The sequence below is a fragment of the Acinetobacter brisouisimilis genome (genome assembly GCF_000368265.1).
GTDB lineage: Bacteria > Pseudomonadota > Gammaproteobacteria > Pseudomonadales > Moraxellaceae > Acinetobacter.
In genome coordinates this window covers 708,414-725,472 of record NZ_KB851219.1, presented here as the reverse complement: position 1 = coordinate 725,472, position 17,059 = coordinate 708,414, and the positions used below count along the sequence as shown (strand labels likewise).

Below are 17,059 nucleotides of genomic sequence, written 5' to 3'. Positions count from 1 at the left end.
CAAGCCCGTTATATCATCGACTTCAGAACATTATCTTTAAGAAAGAAATGATGAAATAAGGCAGCACAAGCATGAAATCCGACAAGCGAAACAAATACATTACCCAACACTTGATGAATGTCCCCTAAATAAAAATCACCATATAAACTTTCAATGACATATACATTTTGACCAAAAAGTGAATAGCTGTCTGCAATACTCGACAAAGCAAGATATCCTGAAACAGGCACAATTATGAGCAACGCATATAAAAGCACTTTGACTGTTTTAAATAGAAAATTTTGTAGTTTATTGATGATTTCATTTTTTGGAAAATCTTTATGTAACAGTAAAAAAGCGATACATCGCAAACAAAATAAAACAAATACGGTCCCGCCAGAAAGAAGATGAATTGTTCCAAGTTGAGGATCTTTTAATGGATTCCCACTGGTAATATAAGCTGTCGCAACAGCAATCAGCGTAATCCAGTGAATAGCCATCATAGTTCTAGGATATTTTTTAATCATGGTGATTTCTTAAATTCAACATTTGTAGTTTGATTAAATCACGGGCAATATACGAATAACATTCGCTTTAATAAAAAATACACAAATTAAAGGTATATAGGCTTAATTCTTAAGGGTTTCTTAGGATTTAGCCGACTGTGAACACCAAATAATTCCCTCAACTGCCAAAATCATATCGCTTTCCGAGTAAACGCCCCAGCCAATATCCTGCACCCACACCACACGTTCTTCATCGGGTAATATACGATATATCACATTGAACAATTCTTTCTGATTCAGTGCATCCTGTACCGCAGACCATACTGAAGGTGCATCTTCAGGGTGAATCATTTGGCCATAACGTGGCGTATTGAGTAATTCCGCAGGCGTATAGCCTGTCACATCGAAACAGCCATCACTAATGTATTCCATAGTCCAGTCGAAATCATTGCGGGAACGGTACAGCATCATCGGCAACCGCTTAATCAGGTCATTGAGACTCCGCTGCTGTGCCGATTGTAGATATTGTTGTTTAATTTTTTCGGTCTGATCTGACAGCAGTAAACACCAGAAATACTGCTGACTATCGGGCTGACTCAGCAAATAATTGGCCGAGAGCTCAAACCAGCGTAAGTTTTGCTGGGCATCCATCAGGCGGATACGACAGTTTTTAGTCAACTGTGGCGAGCTGAGCAGACTTTTGAGTTGATAAACATCTTCGGGGTACAACCATTGAGTCAAATCCCGACCATCGGTGCGGCTAAATTGCTGCCAGATGATATTACTTTTATAGATATTCAGGTACTGATCAACTATCAGGACCACTTCGGCAAAACGGTCAAATACAGGCGACCAGTAAGTTTGCAATAGTTGTAAAGGATAAACCTGCGCAGGACGGCGAAACAGTTTCAGCATATCCACCTCAGCTCCGCAGTGATTTGAGATGTTGATGCGCCCACACCGACAACTCCAAACGCGAATGCACATTCAGTTTTCGTAGCAGACTTTTGACATAGACTTTGACTGTACCATCACTGATTCCAAGTTCGCGCGCGATCAGTTTATTGTTCAGCCCTTTGGCAATCAGCAATAAGGTTTCCCTTTCACGAGCGGTCATATCTGCCAGATCTTGTTGTTCTTGCTGATCGATTTGCCAAGATTCAGCTTCACTGAGTTGCGGCTGTACACGGCGTACTTGCCGCGCCAAAATACTCACGCCTTGCCCATGTAAGATAATCTGCCCATCCAGTACATCCTGCAATTTTTGTAAAATCACTTCGGGCAAAGTATCTTTAGGCAAAAATCCATTGGCGCCAAGCTGTATTGCATCAATCACCACCTGCTCATCTTCACAAGCCGTTAAAATAATCACTTTTAACTCCTGATCACTCTGGCGAATGTGCTTTAAAATGTCCAAACCCGACTCATTTGGCATTTGCACATCGAGCAGCAGCACATCGGGATATTGTTCGGGTAAATCCTGCAAAAAATCGGCACCTGACGCATATTCGGCAAGTACAACATAGCCTTGTTCCTGCCGAATAATATCGGCAACACCACGGCGAAATAGTGCGTGATCATCGACAATACTGACTTTACACATGGGCATATTCCTCTAATGTTGTTCTAAATGCAGCATGACGCAGGTGCCTTGCGGCGAATTGGCAACAAAACGTAGTTCTGCTCCAATACGTTCCGCCCGCTCCTGCATGATTTCCAGACCAAAACTGTCACTGCGTTTGTTCTTTAACTGAATGCCACGCCCATTGTCACAAATACAGATTTGCAATGCTCCTGAAGCCAGATATTCAATGCGTACCTGCGCACTTGAAGCATGCGAATGTCGCACCACATTGCTCAGACTTTCCCGAATAATGTAGAGCAGTTGCATGGCGTATTTGGCACTGACGTTCAGATGTGCTACACGATTGTCCAGCTCAAAGGAAATACTGGACTGATGTGCAAATTCATCCATAACTTTTTTTAGTGCCGAAGCAAAATCCAGTTCTTGATAGGCTAAACGTGAAGCCGTGATCAATTCACGCGTTTGCTGATAGGCATAATGGGTATAACTGGCAAGATCTTCACTCAGTGGTAACAGTGCGCTGTAACTTGGCTGATTTTTACAAAGGCTATGCAGTTGTGCCGACTTCAGGCGTAAAAAACCCAGTACCTGTGCAATGCTGTCATGCAGTTCTGCAGCAAATTCACGGCGCTCTTTGAGTAAAATCGCCTGCCGTTTTTGTTGCTGTTCAATCCAGTGCTGAAAGCCTTGTTGCAAGGCATCATCGAGTTGTTGTAAATATGGCTGGATGCTGCTTTCTATTGCATTAATCTGTTGTACATACAAACGCCACACCACCATTTCTTGCCCAAGCACTATCAAGCGCGCCTGATGGCTCTGAATCTGTAGCTGGTTCTCAACTTGTGACTGGGCATAGTAGGTCTGATTTAACAGCACAGACTGGATATGGTTTAAATCTTGTCGTTCAAGTTGTGTGCTTTGAGCATGGTAAATAAAACATTCCTGTGTAAATGGATAGCACAACACAAAGCACAGTTTTGGTACATGCTGCATTGCAAAAGTGCTGTCGAGTTGTTGTTGCAGATCATGCAATAGCGCAGGAAATTGTTCATTAGGCTGTTCAACACGGGCAATATTCAGCATCAGTCGGAGCAATACCACCTCAAATTTTGCGGCCAAGAGCTGCTGTTGCAGCGAGGTTTCTGCTACATCTGCGCCAGTTCGACGCTTTTGCCATACCTGCGACAAAGACTGCCAAACTTTCATGCTGGTTCCGTATCGTATTGCCCAATCCACTGCATTTTTGCCCCATTTTATTCTTGATAGTTATAAATTTTGAGCATTATTCATGCCAAAATCAGTTTTTACCTCATTGTGAGTAATCATTCTGGGCAATTGTGATCTGTTTTTGAACTGGCGATATTGAAACTCATCAAGGCATGACAACAGGCAAATGGGCGTGTGGTGATGCAAGTGAGGACAACAGCGCAAAGGCAATGCATATGGGCAATTTATCACAGCATCTTTCAGTCGAAACTGAGCAGTTTTTTCATTTACAAACAGCACTGCAACAGATTCAGTTACGGGTTGATCCACAATCAGCAGCAATATTTGAACTCGATGCTCAAGATGACTTCGAACTGCATCTTCCAACAGGTCAAGGCATTGAAATCTTGGTACGAAATGCACAAGGTAAAATCCAATTGCCCTTACTGCAACTGGTCAGCCCAAATGGCATTATCGGTATTGGAACAGCAGTACAAACGCTTGAACAACTTGTGCAACAAGACAGCGTTGCTCAGCGTCTTGAATACCAGTTACAAAAATTCAATATTGCTCACACAGATTTAGACGTGGTGCTACGTGTTCAACACACTGAGCAAGTTCGTTTTCATGCGCCTGAACCCCTTTCCGTGATTGTGCTCAATACGGGCAAAAATATGCAGGTCGATCAGCAGGATGCCATCGACGAAGTTCAAGTGATAATTCATAAAGCCAAACCGCAGACTGAATATCTGCCTGCACCACTGGCACAATCCATTCAGGAGATCCGTGTCAGTAAAGCCAGTGCAAAAACCTATCGCGTGAAAGCGGGACAATGGATTCAGATTATTGATGTTTCAGGCAAGCAATGCTCGGACTTTTTAGCCTTTGATGCCAATGCACTGGCTCAAGGTCAGGAAATTGGACTAGATGCAGTCGCAACACGCACACTACTGGGTCATAGCACGCCAAGTCCAGGCATTCACTCACGATTTTATGGCACAGACATGCAAGCCTTAGTTGAAGTGGTTCAAGATACAGTTGGGCGACATGACATGTTTCTCACCGCATGCAGTCCAAAATTTTATGAAGACAGTGGCTACTTTGGACATATCTCCTGTACCGACAACTTTAACCGTATTTTAAATCCATTGGGACTTGCTCCCAAAGCAGCATGGCCAGCCATTAATTTTTTCTACAACACCCAAGTTGAACCCTGCGGCAGCATCAGCATGGACGAGCCGTGGTCACGTGCGGGCGACTATATTTTGCTGCGTGCGCACAAAGATCTGCTCTGTGCATCATCCGCCTGCCCCGATGACATTGACCCATCCAACGGTTGGGTTCCCAGCGACATTCATGTGCGAATTTATGCAGAATCCGAGCAATTTGCACGTTCCCAACTGTACCGTACCCATCCCGAGGAGATGCCCCGCATGACCAAACAAAGTGGCTTTCATTCCCGTATTGCCGCCCTAACCTCACAACTGGTTGAATATCATGGTTATTGGGTGGCTAATGAGTATCATGGCTGGGGTGCCAAAGCCGAATATCTGGCATGTCGTGAACGCGTGGCGATGATTGACCTAACAGCTTTACGCAAATTTGAAATTACAGGCCCAGATGCCGAAAGTTTCTTGCAATACATGTTGACGCGCAATGTACGCAAACTGGCAATTGGCGAAATTGCCTATTCTGCGATTTGTCTCGATACAGGCGGTATGCTCGATGACGGCACGATTTTCCGTTTGGACGAAAATAACTTTCGCTGGGTCTGTGGCGATGAATACACAGGCACATGGCTGAAACAAAAAGCTCAAGAACTCGGATATCGGGTCAGTATTCGCCATTCTTCAGATCAAATTCACAATGTTGCTGTGCAAGGGCCTCGCAGTCGCGAGCTGCTCAAGCAACTCATCTGGACACCTGAGCATCAACCCAATCTTGATCAACTGGCGTGGTTCCATTTCACCATCGGGCGCTTAGGCAATGCCCAAGGCATTCCCGTCATGGTCTCACGTACAGGCTATACAGGTGAACTCGGCTTTGAAGTGTGGTGTCACCCCACTCATGCTGAACAGGTTTGGGATGCGATCTGGTCGGTAGGACAAGCTTTTGAAATTGCGCCAATGGGTTTTGCAGCACTGGATATGCTGCGCATCGAAGCAGGTCTGATTTTTGCACAACATGAATTTGATGCACAAACCAATCCGTTTGAAGCAGGCATTGGTTTTACCGTTCCCTTAAAAAGTAAAGAAGAAGACTTCTTGGGTAAACAAGCCATGCAAAACCAGACCTCACAAAGTCGGCATAAATTGGTGGGCTTGATCTTGGAAAAAAACGAAGCTGCCGAACACGGCGATCTGATTTATGTCGACCGCTATCCTGTCGGTGTCGTCACCAGTGCCACCAATTCACCTTTACTGAAAAAACAGATTGCGCTGTGTCGGGTTGCCCCGCAATACGCCAGTGCCGAGACCACGTTAGAAGTTGGCAAGCTTGATGGGCAAAAGAAACGCCTCAAAGCCAAAGTGGTCAATTTACCGTTTTACGATCCCGAACGCACACGGGTACGTGCCTAAGTTTTTCAATTCTCCTGATTGCCGAGTACGAACTGGGCAATCTACAAAAAATGGATGTTTTGTTTCGGCAAAACGCAACGTATTGTGATCATTACACGAGGAGAGAAATATGAATATTCGTTCTATTTCGAGCTTAGTTCTGGGTTGTTTATTGTTGTCGCCACAATTTGCTCAGGCAGCACAAACAGCAACATTAAATCAAACATCGACCTCATGGGTCATGACATCGATTGTTTTTGTCATGATCATGTTTATTCCAGGGCTCGCCTTATTTTATGGCGGCATGCTGCGCAGTAAAAACGTGCTGTCGATCTGTACCCAATTTTTTGCCTTTGCGGGCATTATCGGGCTGATGTGGATTACCCATATTTACAGCATGATTGTCGATACCACAGGCATGCATGACGGTACTTTTAACCTTGCCAGTTTTGTTGGTGGTTTCGACAAAGCCTTTATGCGTGGCATCACTGATCAGTCTCTCATGGGCGATATTCCTGAATATGTAACTTCAGTATTCGGCATGACCTTTGCCATGATTACCCCTGCGATTGTGGTCGGTGGTTATGCAGAACGCATGAAGTTTAGTGCAATGGTTATTTTTGTGATTCTCTGGACAACCATTGTTTATGCACCTATGGCACACATGGTCTGGGGCGGTGTTGGTTCTGCTATGCATAACTGGGGAGTACTCGATTTCGCTGGCGGGACAGCCGTACATATCAACTCAGGTATTGCTGCACTGGTTGGTGCGATGATCATCGGGCGTCGTAAAGACTGGAAAACCCAAAATATTGCCCCACACAACTTGGTATACACCTTCATCGGTGCGGGTTTACTTTGGGCAGGCTGGTTCGGGTTCAATGTCGGCTCTGCTCTTGCAGCCAATGCAAGTGCTGGCTTAATCATGATGAATACCCAAGTTGCAGCTTGTGCAGGCATTGTAGGCTGGATGATCATTGAAAAAGTTCTCGACAGACACACCACGTCTTTAGGTCTTGCTTCTGGTGCCATTGCAGGTTTGGTTGGCATTACGCCTGCGGCAGCTTATGTCGGCGTTTTTGGTGCAGCAGCAATCGGGCTGATCACAGGCATGGTCTGCTTCTATGCAGTCACTCGCCTTAAAAACGTGCTCAATATTGATGACTCTCTCGATGTCTTTGCCCTACATGGAATTGGCGGCATGGTCGGTGGAATTTTGACAGGTATTTTTGCCTCACCACTATTGGGCGGCAATATTGCAGGTCTGGATTTTGGTACACAGTTTATTTCACAACTCATCGGGATTGGTGTGACTGTTGTCTATAGCGCAGTCTGTACTTGGGGTATCTTCAAAGTGATCGAACTGACTGTCGGCCTACGTGTTTCGCATGAACAGGAAGAAAAAGGTCTCGATCTGAGCGATCATAACGAGCGTGCTTATAACTAAACATTTTAAATACTTTTTCAATCGGGCAGAAGCTGCGCTTCTGCCCGATTTTTTTGCGCCAATTGATTGCAACTCCCTACTATTTTAACGTATTTATGCACATTTTTTGTTCACAAAATATAGCTGTTTCTTTATCCAGACAAGATTATCTATTAAAAACAAACCTTTGATTTCTCAGTCGTTATATTAAATTCACTTTTCATAAAATTTGGTACAAGAATTGCTTATAACCAAAATGAAATTAATATTCTCTTAAAGAATATTAGCAAACTACATATTTTAATTTTTAAAACCGCATCTTCGCCTAACTTTTTGCATACAGGAAGGATCTATGATTTCCCGTTCTCTGGTTAAATTGGCTTTGGGGAGCCTGCTGTTTACCCCCGTCTACGCATTTGCTGCAGATGCACCCTTCGATGCTGCATCTACAGTTTGGGTTATGATTTCTGCCATTTTAGTGCTGATCATGTTCATTCCAGGCTTGGCACTGTTTTATGGCGGCATGATTCGCGCTAAAAATATCCTGTCGATTTTTTCGCAATTCTTTGCCATCGCTGCTGTCGTCGGTATTTTATGGGTGAGTTTTGTATATAGCTTGGTTGCCGATACTACAGGCATGACTGAAGGCTCGCTGAATTTGTACAGTTTTGTTGGTGGCTTAAGCAAAGCTTTTATGCATGGAATTAACGAGAAAACACTGATCGCGGGTGTACCCGAATATGTGATCGCGGTCTTTGGGATGACTTTCGCCATGATTACCCCAGCTATTGCTGTGGGTGGTTACGCTGAGCGCATGAAATTCAGCGCTGTGGTTTTATTTGGTGCACTTTGGCTGATTTTAGTTTATGGGCCACTGGCACACATGGTCTGGGGTGGTGCAGGTGCAATCATGCACAATTGGGGAGTTCTCGACTTTGCAGGCGGTACAGCCGTACATATCAATTCGGGAGTTGCTGCACTGGTTGGGGCACTGATTTTAGGTAAGCGTAAAGGTTGGCCAACCACATCTATGCCACCACATAACTTGGTCTTTACCATGATTGGCGCAGCACTGCTTTGGGCTGGCTGGTTCGGGTTCAATGTTGGCTCGGCACTAGCAGCCAATACCACAGCAGGCTTGGTTCTTATGACCACCATGATTGCGACTTGCGGCGGGATTGTCGGCTGGATGTTGATTGAAAAAGCCATGACAGGTCATGTTACTTCTTTAGGTCTCGCCTCTGGTGCTATTGCTGGTTTGGTTGGCATTACGCCTGCGGCAGCTTATGTGGGAGTATTTGGTGCAATTGCTATCGGCCTCATCACCAGTGTTTGCTGCTTCTTTGCAGTGACAGGTCTAAAACGCAAATTTGGTTTTGACGATGCACTTGATGTCTTTGCCTTGCATGGGATAGGCGGTATGGTCGGTGGAGTTTTGACAGGTATTTTCGCTGCACCTGCTTTAGGCGGTAACATTGCCAATTTAGTTATTGGCTCTCAAGTTGTTATCCAGCTCATGGGAATTGGTTTAACTGTGGTGTACTGCGGTTTCTTCACATGGCTAATTTTGACTGTGCTTGATAAAACCATCGGCTTACGGGTCAGCACCGAACAAGAACAGCAAGGCCTGGATGTGAGCGATCACAATGAAAAAGCCTATAATCCTTAATTGCTTATTGTAATCGGCTATGCCACACTCAAGCCAATATCCGCAGTTCAACACTGCGGATTTTTTGTCTGAAGTTTTGCATATTTAAGGATCATCACATGTACGTTCCTGCGCAGTTTGAAGAAAAAAATTTAGATGCTTTATATGATTTAATCAATAACAATGCTCTCGGCTGCCTGATGACCCAGCACGATGGACGACTCGACGCCAATCATATTCCGTTTGAACTCTGTCAAGAAACCCAAAGTTTAGGTGTTCTTAGAGCCCATATTTCCCGTGAAAACCCACTTTTTCAACAACTCAAAGATCAAGATGAAGTTTTGGTCGTATTCCAAGCTGATCAAGGTTATATTTCGCCCAACTGGTATCCTGAAAAATTACAGCATCATCGGGCTGTACCCACATGGAACTATCGTGTGGTACATGTTCGCGGCAAAATCCGTATTCATGATGACGAAAAATTTCTACGCGGTTTATTGGCACGTCTAACCCGCCAACATGAAGCGACTCAACCACAGCCGTGGAAAATGTCAGATGCGCCCGCAGACTATGTGGCTGAATTACTACGTGAAATTGTGGGGATTGAAATTGAGATCACCGACCTCCAAGGCAAATTCAAGATCAGCCAAAACCGTTCGGTTAAAGATCGTCAAGGTGTAGTCAAAGGACTGGCTGAACAAGGCAATCTGGCTTTATCGCAGTCTGTACAAAGTACATTAGAATAAATTTACGCCGATAAAAACCTTTAAGGTTGTAATGTTAATCTGTTAAGGTTTTTTGCAATAAGCACCTTAATTTTTAGATATTTACTCCAAAACCTGACTTTAAAAGTTAAAATTCAAAAAGAAAATGCCAGTCAATTTTCTCACTGACTGGCATTAGCTTTAGAAGCTCTTTGATATGTTTTACTTATGCTGCAACCGTTGCAGGCACACCACTATGGAAGCGGAAAGTATCATCAGGATCTAAGATCAGTTTTTTTTCAACTTCACGAATATGTGCAATACGCTGCTGAATATCTTCTTCAGGTTTTTTCATTTTTGCAGTTTTTGCCACATCAAGTGCAAGCGCCAAATAATCTTCATAATGGCGTGACTCTGACTTGAGCAAATAGCGATAATAACGCCCTAACTCTTCATCAACCAGTGGTGCTAAAGCATAGAATCGTTCACATGAACGTGCCTCTACAAATGCCCCGATAATCAGAACATCCACCAGTGCTTCAGGCTCATAAGTGCGGATTTCTTTGCGTAGACCACCCGCATAACGCCCTGCACTCACAGCTTTCCATTCCTGACCACGCTTTGCCATGAACTCTAACACTTGTTCATAGTGCAGCATTTCTTCACGTACCAGCTGTGCCAGTTTGACCTGCAAATCAGTGAAGAAGCTATAACGGAACATCAGATTCATCGCTGTTCCAGCAGCCTTTTTTTCACAGTTAGCATGATCTTGCATCAATAATTCTAAGTTATTCAATGCTTCATCTAACCATGCTTTAGGAGTTTCACAACCTAAAAAACCGATGACAGGCTGCATCAATTCATCATAATCTGGCGTTGACATTATGCACTCGCTGCCTGAATTGCGGCTTTCATTTGTTGTACTGCTTGTTCCAAACCGACAAATACGCTATCTGCAATAATCGAATGTCCAATGTTCAATTCATGAATTTGTGGAATCGCAGCAATCGGTGCCACATTTTCCAGATTCAAACCATGACCTGCATTCACCACCAGACCTTTTGCCACGGCATATTCAGCACCCTGAATAATACGTTGCAATTCGTGTTGCTGTGCTTCTGGGGTTTCTGCATCGGCATAAGCACCTGTATGCAGCTCAATGGTGGGTGCACCACAGGCTACGGCTGCATCAATTTGTGCAACATCCGCATCAATAAACAACGACACATCACAACCAATAGCAGTGAGTTCCTGAGTCGCAGCTTTAACATGTTCAAAGTTACCCACCACATCCAGACCACCTTCTGTGGTCAATTCCTGACGTTTTTCAGGTACAAAGCAAACATGATGTGGCTGGATCTCTTTGGCAAATGCCACCATTTCATCAGTCACTGCCAATTCCAAATTCATACGTGTCTTCAATGCTGGGCGCATGCGACGCACATCATCATCTTGAATATGACGACGATCTTCACGCAAATGCAAGGTAATTCCTTCTGCACCTGCCTGCTCACAAATGAGTGCAGCTTTGACAGGATCAGGATATTGGGTTCCACGCGCCTGTCTTAAAGTCGCGACATGGTCAATATTTACACCCAGTAAGGCAGCCATAACGTATTTCCTATTTAATTCTGAACTTGACGATGCTGTATCCACAACTGCCGACTTTTTAGGGGACGCTCACCCAAAAGTGCGGTTATCATTTGTCGGTAAAGCTTGGTGAGACATTGTAACTGCTGTACAGAAAAATCCCCACCCTGAATATGTGATTGCATGCCTAAAATCATTTCGCCTTGCAAGTTTGCAGGGCTATGACTAACCGCAGGTAAAAAGCCCTCATTGAGATGGAACTGATAATAGGCTTCAGGCACAAGATCATTCTGATTAGCATCTTTTGAAAAATCAATTGCATAACCCAATTCTTGCAATAATACATGCTCAAACTGACGTAAAATCTGCTTTAAAAATATAGGTTTTTCTGTTTCAGTTTGCAGATTTAAATGCTGTAAATTTTGGACTGCCGATGCATATTGCAAAAAACTCTGTGGCAAGGCTTCTTCTAATGGGCATAAACGTAAAATCAGTTCATTCAGATAAAAACCACAAAAGAAAGCATCCCCATGAAAAAAAATCGGTTGGGACTGAATTTCCAGATGACTAAAGTTTTTGAGTTCTGATTTGCCAGAAGCCTGTAAGCGCAATGGCTGATATTGTGGTGGCGAGTTTTGTCGTAATACGCCATCTATTCGCCCATATTCTTGGCTAAAAATATGAACAATCTGACTACGTTCGCGGTATTTTCGGTGATGAATGAGATACCCATGTAAGACTTCATTGCGCATGAAACTGTTTAATTTTTCTCTTGGTCTTTTTGTTGATCTTTTTGTTTATCTTGTTCTTTATCTTTGTCATCATCCCCATCTGGAGTCACAGCACGTACAACTGCGGCTGTGCCCTTGACCACACCTTTGGTGGTCTTATAGGCAATCTCGACGGGAACAGTCACCAAGCTCGTAATACAGCCCTGCAATAAAATCACAGCAGCCAAAATTATTCCTACTCGCATCATGCTGTTCCCCTTATGGTAAAACGATTAAATATCGCTATAACCTAAACTTTTCAATGCACGTTCGTCATCTGACCAACCACCTTTGACTTTCACCCAAAGCGTCAGCATGATTTTTTGCTCGAACATTTTTTCCATGTCAACGCGCGCCTCCATACCAATACGTTTCAGCTTCGCACCTTTATCACCAATCACAATGGCTTTTTGACCTTGGCGTTCTACAAAAATGGTCGCATCGATATAAGTACATGCTGGCTTTAAGCGTCCAGTTTTTTCATGCACAGTTGGTTCTTCAGTACGGAAAGATTCAATTTGTACTGTTAAATCATAAGGCAACTCTTCACCGAGCTGGCGCATAATTTTTTCACGAATAATTTCACTCGCCAAGAAACGCTCAGAACGATCAGTAATCTGGTCTGGTGAGTACAATGGTTCAGAAAATGGCAAATAACTTTCAATGGTATTACGTAACTGATCAAGATTTGCGCCGCGCAATGCAGAAACAGGAACAATTTCTGCAAATTTCATGAGCTTAGCGCGCTCCAGAATCAGTGGCAACAATGATTTTTTATCTTCAAGCGTATCGACTTTATTGATGACCAGAATCACTGGCATTTGTGCATTTTGTAGTTTCTCTAACACCAAGTCATCATTTGGTGTCCACTTATACGCATCAACGACAAATAACACCAAATTCACATCACGTAGTGCTGAATGCGCTGCACGGTTCATCATTTTATTGATGGCACGTACTTCTTTTTTGTGCATCCCTGGAGTATCTACATAAACCGCTTGCGATTTCTCTCGCGTGTCGATTCCAATAATTTTATGGCGTGTTGTTTGTGGTTTACGTGAAGTAATAGACAGCTTTTGCCCAAGCAAGTGATTCATTAATGTCGACTTGCCTACATTCGGACGACCAACAATTGCCACAAAACCACTGCGGAAGTCAGCAGGTATCGTGGTATTTTGTGAACTAAAAAATTGATTAATCAAATCAGAATCTTCAGGTTTCACAGGTTGATCGTCTGGTTGATCAGATGACATCGTCATGCTGTTTTTTGCTCCAATAATTTTAAAATTTCAGCCGCTGCAGACTGTTCTGCAAAACGTCGACTGTTACCTTCACCCTGTGTGATTGGAAAATCTTCCACCTTGCACACCACTCTGAAATGCTGATTGGGTGCATCACCCTGAATATCAGTCACTTCATAGACAGGTAAAGGCTTTTTGTGTGCTTGTAAATATTCTTGTAACCGAGATTTAGGGTCTTTGAGTTGATCTGTTGGCTCAATATGACTGAAATAAGGTATATACCATTTTAGAACAATTTTTTTCAGCACTTCCAAATCTGCACAATCGAGATAAATAGCACCAATAATCGCTTCGACTGTGTCGGCTAAAATAGACTCACGATGATGACCACCTGACTTTAATTCGCCTGTACTCATAATCATATACTGGCTTAATTTCAAATCATTGGCAATTTTTCCTAAAGCTTCCTGTCTGACCAGAGTTGCTCGCATCCGCGTCAGGCGCCCCTCGTTTTCATACGGATAAGCATGATATAGGTAATGTGCAATCATCATTCCTAACAATGAATCGCCTAGAAATTCTAGGCGCTCATAGTTATGTTTATGACTCACGGATCGGTGAGTTAAAGCAAGCTGTAAGAGTTCAGGTTGCTTAAATTCATAGCCGATTTGCTGAGCTAAGCGAAAATTACTTAGCTTGGACTGTCCTTTGATCAAAATTTTTCTCGAAGCTTAACACTAAATCAATATTTAATAACAAATGCCGACGCACTTCATAGTGCTTCGCCACATGCAATTGTCCACCATCATTCGACACCTTAGCAATATCTTCGATCTTTAGATCATTGATATTGTTCATTGATAACTGTGCATTCATAGCAGATATAAATTTATCCGAACTAAGTGCTGCTGCATTGTCATCTAGAACGGATTGAATTTGCTTATCAATAATATGGTCATCCCAATATGCTGGCCAAATTGCTACAATAACTTTTAGCGCGATTGAAAAAACAATCAATCCTAACAGGAAACTGCTATAAGATGCCCCACGTTGAAGTTTATGCATTTTTATTATCCAAGTTGATTTTTAGTCAATTTTACCATTTCGGGAAAAACTTGGAAGATGCAAACCAGATTCTTTATGCATCCAGACATAAAAAGCACGACCTGTCAGGTTTTCTTCAGGAACGAATCCCCAAAAACGACTATCGGCGCTTTCATCACGGTTATCGCCCATCGCAAAATAATGTCCCTGAGGCACAGTAACCTCCCAAGCTTTACCATCATTTTGCACAAAGGTTTTATTCAGATTGGCAACAAACGGAATTGCACTGGCCTGATTAGCACTCATGGCATAGTTGTACTGTTCAACTAAAGGATCACGCCCTTCAAGATGGCGTACCAAATGCTTGTGCGTGCCTAAAGTTTCATAAGTATATTTGGCTTCAAATGAAGACAACTGGTCTTTGTCACGTTTAAACTGGGTTACAGTTGTTGCAACAGCTTGATTATTGATAAAGAGCTTACCGTCATGATAAGCCACGTGATCACCTGGCAAACCTACAACACGCTTGATATAGCTAATATTCGGTTGTAAAGGATAGCGAAAAACAATCACCTCACCACGCTGTGGCTCACCGACATTGATCACCTTTTTATTGATGAGTGGCAAGCGAATGCCATAATCAAATTTATTCACCAAAATAAAATCTCCAGTTTCCAAGGTCGGCACCATGGAATCTGAAGGAATATTAAATGGTTCATATAAGAATGAACGTAAAATCAATACAACTGCCAAAACTGGCCAGAAGTCATAAGCCCATGTGACAATAAAATATTCATTGCCTTTACCTTTATTCGCTCGCTGCTTTAATTTAACTTTGTCAAGTAACCAGACAAAGAACAAAATCAAGGTAACGGGAACGAGGATCAAATTAAAATCAAAATCCATGGACTTTTCCTAAAGACACTTACTTTTTATCGACTTGTAAAACGGCTAAGAAGGCTTCTTGTGGGATTTCAACATTACCCACTTGCTTCATACGTTTTTTACCTTCTTTTTGTTTCGCAAGCAATTTTTTCTTACGGGATACGTCACCACCATAACATTTTGCCAACACATTCTTACGCATTGCCTTCACTGTCGAACGTGCAATAATCTGGGCACCAATGGCAGCCTGAATTGCAACATCAAACATTTGACGTGGAATCAAATCTTTCATTTTTTCCACTAAAGCATTACCGCGGTAACGTGCATCGTTACGGTGACAAATCATTGCCAAGGCATCGACTTTATCGCCATTGATCAAGACATCAACTTTGACCAAACTCGCACTTTCAAAACGCACAAAGTTATAATCTAACGATGCAAAGCCACGTGAACATGATTTCAAACGGTCGAAGAAATCCATCACTACTTCAGCCATTGGAATATCAAAGCTGATTGAAACCTGATTCCCCAAGAATTTCATGTCTTTTTGGATACCACGACGCTCAATACACAAGGTCATGACATTACCCAAATATTCTTGTGGCACAAGAATATGACACTCAGCAATCGGCTCACGTAAATCTTCAACCATTGAACCATCAGGCATTTTTGATGGGCTGTCGATATAAATGGTTTCACCTGCTTTGGTCACCGCTTCATAAATTACAGTCGGTGCTGAAGTGATCAGGTCTAAATCATACTCACGCTCTAAACGCTCTTGTACGATTTCCATGTGTAACATGCCCAAGAAGCCACAGCGGAAACCAAAACCAAGCGCATCTGAACTTTCAGGTTCAAAGAATAATGCCGAGTCATTGATTTGTAGCTTTTGCAACGCTTCACGGAACGGTTCAAAATCGCTTGAATCAATTGGAAACAGCCCTGCATACACCTGCGGTTTCACTTTTTTGAAACCAGGTAAAGTAGCGACTTCTGGTGTCGCTGCAAGCGTGATGGTATCACCCACTGGCGCACCAAAAATATCTTTAATCCCTGCAATCACGAAACCAACTTCACCTGCTTCGAGCATATCTGTTTCGGTATGTTTTGGATTAAAAATACCAACAGATGTAACAGGATGAACCTGACCTGTTGATTTTACCAGCATTCTGTCGCCCTTACGGATACGACCTTGCTTGATTCGAACCAATGAGACAACACCTAAATAGTTGTCAAACCATGAATCGACAATTAAAGCTTGAAGTGGTGCATCACGATCACCTTCAGGTGCTGGAATCACATCAACCAGACGCTCCAATACACCTTCAACGCCCAAGCCAGTTTTTGCCGAGCAAGTTGGCGCATCTGTTGCTTCAATCCCGATAATTTCTTCAATCTCGTGAATCACACGCTCAGGTTCAGCTTGAGGCAAGTCAATTTTGTTCAGGATCGGTAAAACTTCCAGACCTTGCTCAATAGCGGTATAACAGTTTGCAACCGATTGTGCTTCAACACCTTGTGCTGCATCCACAACCAGTAAAGCGCCTTCACACGCTGCCAAAGAGCGCGAAACTTCATAAGAAAAGTCTACGTGTCCTGGTGTGTCAATAAAGTTAAGCTGATATTCCTGACCGTTTGGATGAGTATAGTACAGTGTTACTGAGGCCGCTTTAATGGTAATCCCACGTTCACGCTCAAGCTCCATCGAGTCCAAGACCTGAGCTTGCATTTCACGCTCTTGCAAACCACCGCACATTTGAATGAAACGGTCTGCCAGCGTGGACTTACCGTGGTCGATATGCGCAATAATAGAAAAATTACGTATATTTTTGATATCAACAGATTTTTTAGCTTGCGCCATGGGCTACCTTAAGAAATTAAAAATCGCTATGTACGCTAAAATTCATGTTGTACACA

17 protein-coding genes are annotated in these 17,059 nt (G+C 43.1%); 4 read left to right on the top strand and 13 right to left on the bottom strand.

Going from position 1 to position 17,059, the window contains the following annotated elements:
* Window positions 1-8: 8 nt before the first annotated feature.
* The 4 genes from F975_RS07150 to F975_RS07135 all read right to left on the bottom strand — a co-directional run bounded on the left by F975_RS07150 (window position 9) and on the right by F975_RS07135 (window position 3,276).
* The gene (locus F975_RS07150) at window positions 9-506 is read right to left on the bottom strand and encodes a cytochrome b (protein ID WP_004751763.1); all 498 of its coding nucleotides are present in this window, start codon (window positions 504-506) and stop codon (window positions 9-11) included.
* Between the two features lie 120 nt (window positions 507-626).
* Window positions 627-1,400 (bottom strand): PAS domain-containing protein, encoded by a 774-nt coding sequence (locus tag F975_RS07145; protein ID WP_004751761.1) that lies wholly within the window; start codon window positions 1,398-1,400, stop codon window positions 627-629.
* Between the two features lie 7 nt (window positions 1,401-1,407).
* Window positions 1,408-2,088: a response regulator gene (locus tag F975_RS07140; protein WP_004751758.1), complete on the bottom strand. Its 681-nt coding sequence runs from the start codon at window positions 2,086-2,088 to the stop codon at window positions 1,408-1,410.
* A gap of 12 nt (window positions 2,089-2,100) precedes the next feature.
* The gene (locus tag F975_RS07135; RefSeq protein ID WP_004751756.1) at window positions 2,101-3,276 is read right to left on the bottom strand and encodes a sensor histidine kinase; all 1,176 of its coding nucleotides are present in this window, start codon (window positions 3,274-3,276) and stop codon (window positions 2,101-2,103) included.
* Between the two features lie 173 nt (window positions 3,277-3,449).
* Here F975_RS07135 and F975_RS07130 point away from each other — a divergent pair, with 173 nt between their 5' ends.
* The 4 genes from F975_RS07130 to F975_RS07115 all read left to right on the top strand — a co-directional run bounded on the left by F975_RS07130 (window position 3,450) and on the right by F975_RS07115 (window position 9,654).
* The gene (locus tag F975_RS07130) at window positions 3,450-5,855 is read left to right on the top strand and encodes a DUF1989 domain-containing protein (protein ID WP_004751754.1); all 2,406 of its coding nucleotides are present in this window, start codon (window positions 3,450-3,452) and stop codon (window positions 5,853-5,855) included.
* A 109-nt stretch (window positions 5,856-5,964) separates the two neighbouring features.
* Window positions 5,965-7,281, top strand: coding sequence for an ammonium transporter (locus F975_RS07125; protein WP_004751753.1), 1,317 nt, complete (start codon window positions 5,965-5,967; stop codon window positions 7,279-7,281).
* A gap of 331 nt (window positions 7,282-7,612) precedes the next feature.
* Complete coding sequence (locus F975_RS07120; RefSeq protein ID WP_004751751.1) at window positions 7,613-8,929, top strand: ammonium transporter; 1,317 nt, start codon at window positions 7,613-7,615, stop codon at window positions 8,927-8,929.
* Window positions 8,930-9,027: 98 nt separating this feature from the next.
* A complete protein-coding gene (locus F975_RS07115) occupies window positions 9,028-9,654 on the top strand; it encodes an FMN-binding negative transcriptional regulator (protein WP_004751749.1) in 627 nt (208 codons plus the stop codon).
* Between the two features lie 184 nt (window positions 9,655-9,838).
* On the opposite strand, the gene F975_RS07110 is transcribed toward F975_RS07115, so the two are convergent.
* From F975_RS07110 to lepA, 9 genes are read right to left on the bottom strand one after another with little or no spacing between them, the layout of a single operon-like run.
* A complete protein-coding gene (locus F975_RS07110) occupies window positions 9,839-10,495 on the bottom strand; it encodes a MiaE family protein (RefSeq protein ID WP_004751747.1) in 657 nt (218 codons plus the stop codon).
* A complete protein-coding gene (gene pdxJ, locus F975_RS07105) occupies window positions 10,495-11,223 on the bottom strand; it encodes a pyridoxine 5'-phosphate synthase (protein ID WP_004751745.1) in 729 nt (242 codons plus the stop codon). Before pdxJ ends, F975_RS07110 begins: the two co-directional genes overlap by 1 nt.
* Before the next feature lie 14 nt (window positions 11,224-11,237).
* Window positions 11,238-11,954, bottom strand: coding sequence for a DNA repair protein RecO (recO, locus tag F975_RS07100; RefSeq protein ID WP_004751743.1), 717 nt, complete (start codon window positions 11,952-11,954; stop codon window positions 11,238-11,240).
* 8 nt (window positions 11,955-11,962) lie between these two features.
* Entirely contained in the window at window positions 11,963-12,181 is a 219-nt protein-coding gene (locus F975_RS07095) for an NF038104 family lipoprotein (protein ID WP_034425857.1), read from the bottom strand.
* 24 nt (window positions 12,182-12,205) lie between these two features.
* Complete coding sequence (gene era / locus F975_RS07090) at window positions 12,206-13,225, bottom strand: GTPase Era (protein WP_171063169.1); 1,020 nt, start codon at window positions 13,223-13,225, stop codon at window positions 12,206-12,208.
* 2 nt (window positions 13,226-13,227) lie between these two features.
* Window positions 13,228-13,929, bottom strand: coding sequence for a ribonuclease III (rnc, locus tag F975_RS07085; RefSeq protein WP_004751736.1), 702 nt, complete (start codon window positions 13,927-13,929; stop codon window positions 13,228-13,230).
* Window positions 13,901-14,278: a DUF4845 domain-containing protein gene (locus F975_RS07080; RefSeq protein ID WP_004751735.1), complete on the bottom strand. Its 378-nt coding sequence runs from the start codon at window positions 14,276-14,278 to the stop codon at window positions 13,901-13,903. Before F975_RS07080 ends, rnc begins: the two co-directional genes overlap by 29 nt.
* Before the next feature lie 21 nt (window positions 14,279-14,299).
* Window positions 14,300-15,163, bottom strand: a complete 864-nt coding sequence (gene lepB, locus F975_RS07075) for a signal peptidase I (RefSeq protein WP_004751733.1) — start codon at window positions 15,161-15,163, stop codon at window positions 14,300-14,302.
* Between the two features lie 19 nt (window positions 15,164-15,182).
* Window positions 15,183-17,003, bottom strand: a complete 1,821-nt coding sequence (lepA, locus tag F975_RS07070; protein ID WP_004751732.1) for a translation elongation factor 4 — start codon at window positions 17,001-17,003, stop codon at window positions 15,183-15,185.
* Window positions 17,004-17,059: the final 56 nt, after the last annotated feature.

Bases quoted from the DNA above. Each gene is read 5' to 3' on its own strand.
- F975_RS07135 (WP_004751756.1), bottom strand. From the start codon at position 3,276: ATGAAAGTTTGGCAGTCTTTGTCGCAGGTATGGCAAAAGCGTCGAACT.
- F975_RS07095 (WP_034425857.1), bottom strand. From the start codon at position 12,181: ATGATGCGAGTAGGAATAATTTTGGCTGCTGTGATTTTATTGCAGGGC.
- F975_RS07150 (WP_004751763.1), bottom strand. From the start codon at position 506: ATGATTAAAAAATATCCTAGAACTATGATGGCTATTCACTGGATTACG.
- F975_RS07125 (WP_004751753.1), top strand. From the start codon at position 5,965: ATGAATATTCGTTCTATTTCGAGCTTAGTTCTGGGTTGTTTATTGTTG.
- F975_RS07145 (WP_004751761.1), bottom strand. From the start codon at position 1,400: ATGCTGAAACTGTTTCGCCGTCCTGCGCAGGTTTATCCTTTACAACTA.
- F975_RS07115 (WP_004751749.1), top strand. From the start codon at position 9,028: ATGTACGTTCCTGCGCAGTTTGAAGAAAAAAATTTAGATGCTTTATAT.
- pdxJ (WP_004751745.1), bottom strand. From the start codon at position 11,223: ATGGCTGCCTTACTGGGTGTAAATATTGACCATGTCGCGACTTTAAGA.
- F975_RS07120 (WP_004751751.1), top strand. From the start codon at position 7,613: ATGATTTCCCGTTCTCTGGTTAAATTGGCTTTGGGGAGCCTGCTGTTT.
- F975_RS07140 (WP_004751758.1), bottom strand. From the start codon at position 2,088: ATGTGTAAAGTCAGTATTGTCGATGATCACGCACTATTTCGCCGTGGT.
- era (WP_171063169.1), bottom strand. From the start codon at position 13,225: ATGTCATCTGATCAACCAGACGATCAACCTGTGAAACCTGAAGATTCT.
- recO (WP_004751743.1), bottom strand. From the start codon at position 11,954: ATGCGCAATGAAGTCTTACATGGGTATCTCATTCATCACCGAAAATAC.
- lepB (WP_004751733.1), bottom strand. From the start codon at position 15,163: ATGGATTTTGATTTTAATTTGATCCTCGTTCCCGTTACCTTGATTTTG.
- F975_RS07110 (WP_004751747.1), bottom strand. From the start codon at position 10,495: ATGTCAACGCCAGATTATGATGAATTGATGCAGCCTGTCATCGGTTTT.
- F975_RS07130 (WP_004751754.1), top strand. From the start codon at position 3,450: ATGACAACAGGCAAATGGGCGTGTGGTGATGCAAGTGAGGACAACAGC.
- F975_RS07080 (WP_004751735.1), bottom strand. From the start codon at position 14,278: ATGCATAAACTTCAACGTGGGGCATCTTATAGCAGTTTCCTGTTAGGA.
- lepA (WP_004751732.1), bottom strand. From the start codon at position 17,003: ATGGCGCAAGCTAAAAAATCTGTTGATATCAAAAATATACGTAATTTT.